Below are 5164 nucleotides of genomic sequence, written 5' to 3'. Positions count from 1 at the left end.
TGTGGATCAGAGCCCGATCATGAACTGACCGAGCGCGCGCTCGAGCCTCGCAAGCGGTCCTGTCAGCACGGTGAAGCGCGAACCGGAAAGCTTGGCGGCACGTTCGAAATCCATGTAGCCAAGGGTTTCGCCGATTTCGAAATGTTCCTTCGGCGTGTGGTTCCAGCGCGGCTTTTCGCCGACCGTGCGAGCGATGACGTTGTCGCGCTCGTCCTTGCCGACCGGTACGTCGTCGAGCGGCACGTTCGCAATGCGCGCCAGCGCGTCGTTGAGCTCGGCCGTCAGCTGGCGGTCTTCCTCTTCGGCCGCCGGCAGCGAAACCTTCATCTCGGCGACTTCGGCCTTCAGCTTTTCGGCAAGCTCGCTGTTCTTCTGCGCCATCGCCGCGCCAATTTCCCTGGAGGCGGCGTTGCGGCGGGACTGCAGGTCCTGCACCCTCTGTACGGCGGAACGGCGCTTCTCATCGAGAGCTATGAGGCTTTGGGCCAAGGGCTCCGCACCGCGCTTGGCCAGTGCTTCATCGAGCGCCTCGGGATTCTCACGGATCCATTTGATATCGAGCATTGTCGTTCCGGGTCGTTACGAAGGACATGACCCGGCCAAAGCCTGACCGGGCCTCGACCGGATATTTTGCATGCGTTCAGGAGGGAATTTCGGAGAACCGCTCAAACGCTGTCCGTCTTGGCAACGTCCGCAGACCCGTCCGCCTCTTCGACCGCCTGCCGGGAACGCTGGCGCTCCACGAGTCGCGCAGCGTAGATGGCAATCTCGTAGAGAAGGATCGTCGGCAGTGCAAGGCCGATCTGGGACATCGGATCGGGCGGCGTCAGCACGGCGGCGACGACGAAGGCGAGCACGATCGCAAACTTGCGCTTCTCGGCAAGCCACTGCGAGGTGAGAAGGCCGACGCGCGCAAGCAGGGTCGTGACGACCGGAAGCTGGAACACGAGACCGAAGGAGAAGACGAGCGTCATGATGAGGCTCAGATATTCCGAAACCTTCGGCAACAGCGAGATCGCGACATCGCCCTCGCCCGGCGCCTGCTGCATGGTCAGGAAGAACCACATGACCATCGGCGTGAAGAAGAAATAGACGAGTGCGCCTCCAAGCAGAAACAGGACCGGCGATGCGATCAGGAACGGCAGGAAGGCCGCACGCTCGTTCTTGTAGAGGCCGGGGGCGACGAACTTGTAGATTTGCGCGGCAATGATTGGGAAGGCGATCACAAGGCCGCCGAACATCGCGACCTTCACCTGCGTGAAGAAGAACTCCTGCGGAGCCGTATAGATGAGCTGTGCCTTCGTTACATCGAGGCCGGCCCAGCTGACTGCCCATTTGTAAGGGTAAACCAGGGCATTGAAGAGATGCTTGGCGAAGAAGAAGCAGACGATAAAGGCGACGAAAAACGCGCCGATCGCCCAGATCAGCCGCGTGCGCAGCTCCATCAGGTGCTCGATCAACGGCTGCGGCTTGTCTTCGATATCACCGCTCATGCCTCGTCCTTTTTCCTGGTCGCCGTCTTCTTCGCAGCGGCTGCAGTCTTCTTTGCCAAAGCAGGCTTTGCTGGCGCAGCCTTTGTTGCTGCGGCCGGTTCTTTCGCGGCGGCGGCGGTCTTTGCAGCAGGAGCAGCCCCGGTTGCAGCCGCAGGCAGCGCCTTTTCGGCGGCAGCGCGCGGCTTGCGCACGGCCTTCGGCTTTTCGGCGACGGCTGGTGCGGGGCCCGCTTCTAGAGCCGGCGCAACGACAGGCGGCGTTTCGGGCAGGCTCATCGACGGCGCCGGCACGGTAACCGGCGGCGCTTCGGTCTTGTTTTCGACCGCCGTTGCCTTCTGCAGGTCGGCCTTGATGTCGTTGCCCATCTGGCGAAGCGGGTTCATCGCCTCGCGCAGGCTGTTTGCCGGATTAAGCCGCTGCGCATCGCTGATCGTCTGACGTACGTCATCGAGATCCGCCTCCCGCAACGCCTCGTCGAACTGGGCGCGGAATTCGCCGGCGACCTTGCGGGCACGCTGCGTCATCTTGCCGAAAGCGCGCAGCATCGGCGGCAGATCCTTCGGACCGACGACGACGATCAACACGACCGCGATGACAAGCAACTCGGTCCAGCCAATATCGAACATTCAAGGCTCCTGGAGGGGAAGCGGGGCAAAAGCCACCCGTTCCCGGACTTGTTACTTCGGTTCGTCGGCCTTGTGATCGACGGTTTTCGCCGTGTCCGGCGCTTCTTCGTCGTTGATGCCCTTCTTGAAGCTCTTGATGCCCTTGGCAACGTCGCCCATGAGCTCCGGAATCTTACCGCGGCCGAACAGCAACAGCACGATGACCAGAACGATCAACCAGTGCCACATGCTAAAAGAACCCATTACGCATACTCCCTGTTGCGATCTTTCTTCGATGTAAGAGTTTCCGACATCGTTTCCAATATCGAAACTCCCCTTGAATTGACGCTTAATGTCACGGCTTCGCCCATAATGACAAGTCGTCCGGGTATCGAATTATAGTGATCTCTATTGTTTTCGTCGTCGGTGTCAAAACAAAGACCGGATGACACTAATCTTCAGAGGCGCCGCCGGGCGCGAGAAGACCCAATTCCTCAAGGTCCAACTGCGTGATCGGATCCTCGTCCTCGGTCAGTTCGTCGCTCATCAAGGGCGATGGGATGTTGAAATTCGCGGGAATGCGGCCGGAAAGAAGGCCGGCGCCCTTCAGCTCCTCCAACCCGGGCAGGTCGCGAAGTTCCTCGAGGCCGAAATGGTCAAGGAAATCGCGGGTCGTGCCGAGCGTCACCGGCCGGCCGGGCGTGCGCCGGCGGCCGCGGAAGCGCACCCAGCCTGCTTCCATCAGCACGTCCAGCGTGCCGCGTGAGGTTTGCACGCCGCGGATATCTTCGATCTCGGCGCGGGTGACCGGCTGGTGATAGGCAATGATCGCCAGAACCTCAAGGGCGGTACGCGACAGCTTCTTGACTTCGTTGTCGTCGCGGCGGATGACGAAGGAGAGATCGGCGGCTGTGCGAAAGGCCCAGGCATCATCCACCTGGACAAGGTTGACGCCGCGCGGCGCATACTGCTCCTTGAGCCGGAGCATGACGGCGCGAACGCTGAAATTTCTCGGCAAGCGATCGGCGATGAAGGCTTCGGAAACCGGCTGCGAGGAAGCAAAGACCAACGCCTCGGCGATGCGCTCGGCTTCCATCTCCGCCTGGAAATTCTCGTGGAAAGCGCCCTCGCCTTCACCGCGGCCGATATCGTCTCTGGAATCCATCAAGCGGGCCTCTCCTGCTCGACGACCTGCAGGGTCGCATGCTTCGGTCCCCGGCGCATATAGAGCGGCTCGAAGGCGGCGTCCTGGCGGATCTCCAGCTTGCCCTCGCGTACGAGTTCCAGCGAGGCGGCAAAGGCGCTGGCGATTGCCGTGACGCGCTCTTCCGGCGATGCCAGATAACGCAGAAGGTAATGCTCCAGCACAGTCCAGCCGCCGATGTCGCCAATCATGCGGGTCAGCAGTTCGCGGGCATCGGTCAGGGACCAGACGGTGCGGCGCGCGATCGTGACCTGGGTCACGGCCTGGCGCTGGCGGAGCGACGCATAGGCGGTCAGGAGATCGTAAAGGCTTGCCTCGTACGCGGATTTTTGCCGGTCCGGAATATGCTCAGGCGCCCCGCGGGCAAAGATATCACGGCCGAGACGGTTTCGGTTGACGAGCCCGCTTGCAGCCTCGCGCATGGCTTCGAGGCGTTTCAGGCGGAAGGCAAGCGTTGCGGCCATCTCCTCGCCGGAGGGACCGTCGTCCTTGACCTGCTGCGGGATCAGCAGGCGGGACTTGAGATAGGCGAGCCATGCCGCCATCACGAGATAATCGGCGGCAAGCTCGATGCGGATGCGGCGGGCGGTTTCGATGAACTGCAGATACTGCTCGGCAAGCGCCAGCACCGAAATGCGCGAAAGATCGACCTTCTGGTTGCGGGCGAGGTAGAGGAGGAGATCGAGCGGGCCTTCGAAGCCGGCGACGTCGATCACCAGCGCCGGCTCATGGCTCGCGCGGTCGGCACCATTGTCCTGCCAAAGCTTGTCCATCGGCGTTGCCGCCGCCTGTGTCCACTCTGTGCCTTTGACCGTGTTCACCTCTGCCTCTCTTCCATCGCTCAGACGGTTGCGAACATTCCGTCGAATTCGGCGCGGATCGCCGCCTCGTCCGCCTGGTCGACTTTTGGGAAGCCCGCCAGCCCGGCAGTTGCCCGCTCCAGCGCGGCATGCGCCAATACCGGCGTGTTTGCCACGACCTGCCGCATCTCGTCCATATGGCCGTTGCAATGCAGCACGATATCGCATCCGCCTGCAATGATATTTGCAGCCCGCTCGCTAATTGTCCCAGCCAAGGCGTTCATCGACGTATCATCGGAAAGCAACAGGCCCTTGAAACCGATGCGCTTTCGGATCACGCCGTCGATCACCTTGCTGGAGGTCGTCGCCGGATTGTCCGGATCGATCGCCGTAAAGACGACGTGGCAGGTCATTGCCGCAAGCTCGTCCCTCATGGCGATGAAGGGGGGGAAGTCGTGCGCTTCCAGTTCATCGCGCGAGACCGTGACGACCGGCAGTTCGTGGTGGGAATCGGCAAAGCCGCGGCCGTGGCCCGGGATATGCTTCATCACCGGCAGCACCCCGCCGGCCTTCAGCCCCTCGGCCGCGGCACGCCCCATATCGGCGACGGTTTTCGGATCTCCGCCATAGGCACGGTTGCCGATGACGCTGCTGCTGCCTTCGACCGGTACGTCGAGAACAGGCAGGCAATCGACATTGATGCCGAATTTGAGAAGATCAAAGGCGTGCAACCGCGACATCAGCCATGCCGCGCGCAACCCCTGCTCGCGATTGCGCCGGTAGATATCCCCGAGCGCCTGGCCGGAGGGATAGTGCTGCAGGATCGGCGGGCGGATGCGCTGTACGCGACCACCTTCCTGCTCAAACAGCGCCGGCGCGGGCCAGCCGACGCTTTCGCGCCTTTCGGCGCCGAGACCGGGGGTTTTCCGGGGGTCGGGGATAATTCGGCCGGAGAGGATGAAGCCCCCGGGCCGCCCAGACGTGTAGGAGGAGTTTTTTTCAGGGGGGGGGGGCGTGCCGCGACCGCCCCGGAGCAGCGGGTTTGGTTCGTTTCGATCCGAG

The 5164-nt window shown here is 62.4% G+C and carries 6 protein-coding genes and 1 pseudogene; all 7 read right to left on the bottom strand.

Going from position 1 to position 5164, the window contains the following annotated elements; genetic code table 11:
* Positions 1-9: 9 nt before the first annotated feature.
* Positions 10-564, bottom strand: a pseudogene (locus tag C9413_RS27415) (serine--tRNA ligase); the annotation flags it as partial.
* Positions 565-665: 101 nt separating this feature from the next.
* The gene (gene tatC, locus C9413_RS27410) at positions 666-1493 is read right to left on the bottom strand and encodes a twin-arginine translocase subunit TatC (protein WP_039844713.1); all 828 of its coding nucleotides are present in this window, start codon (positions 1491-1493) and stop codon (positions 666-668) included.
* Entirely contained in the window at positions 1490-2119 is a 630-nt protein-coding gene (tatB, locus tag C9413_RS27405; protein ID WP_039844712.1) for a Sec-independent protein translocase protein TatB, read from the bottom strand. Before tatB ends, tatC begins: the two co-directional genes overlap by 4 nt.
* 51 nt (positions 2120-2170) lie before the next feature.
* Positions 2171-2362 (bottom strand): twin-arginine translocase TatA/TatE family subunit, encoded by a 192-nt coding sequence (locus tag C9413_RS27400; RefSeq protein ID WP_022715359.1) that lies wholly within the window; start codon positions 2360-2362, stop codon positions 2171-2173.
* 187 nt (positions 2363-2549) lie between these two features.
* Positions 2550-3194, bottom strand: coding sequence for an SMC-Scp complex subunit ScpB (scpB, locus tag C9413_RS27395; protein ID WP_223844005.1), 645 nt, complete (start codon positions 3192-3194; stop codon positions 2550-2552).
* A gap of 68 nt (positions 3195-3262) precedes the next feature.
* Positions 3263-4123 (bottom strand): ScpA family protein, encoded by an 861-nt coding sequence (locus C9413_RS27390; RefSeq protein ID WP_039844710.1) that lies wholly within the window; start codon positions 4121-4123, stop codon positions 3263-3265.
* A gap of 20 nt (positions 4124-4143) precedes the next feature.
* Positions 4144-5139: a glycoside hydrolase family 3 protein gene (locus C9413_RS27385; RefSeq protein WP_170251164.1), complete on the bottom strand. Its 996-nt coding sequence runs from the start codon at positions 5137-5139 to the stop codon at positions 4144-4146.
* Between the last annotated feature and the right edge of the window lie 25 nt (positions 5140-5164).

This window comes from Rhizobium sp. SEMIA 4085 (assembly GCF_013004495.1).
GTDB classification, from domain to species: Bacteria; Pseudomonadota; Alphaproteobacteria; order Rhizobiales; family Rhizobiaceae; genus Rhizobium; species Rhizobium gallicum.
The sequence above is the reverse complement of the archived record's forward strand: the minus strand, read 5'-3'. Positions and strand labels throughout refer to the sequence as shown.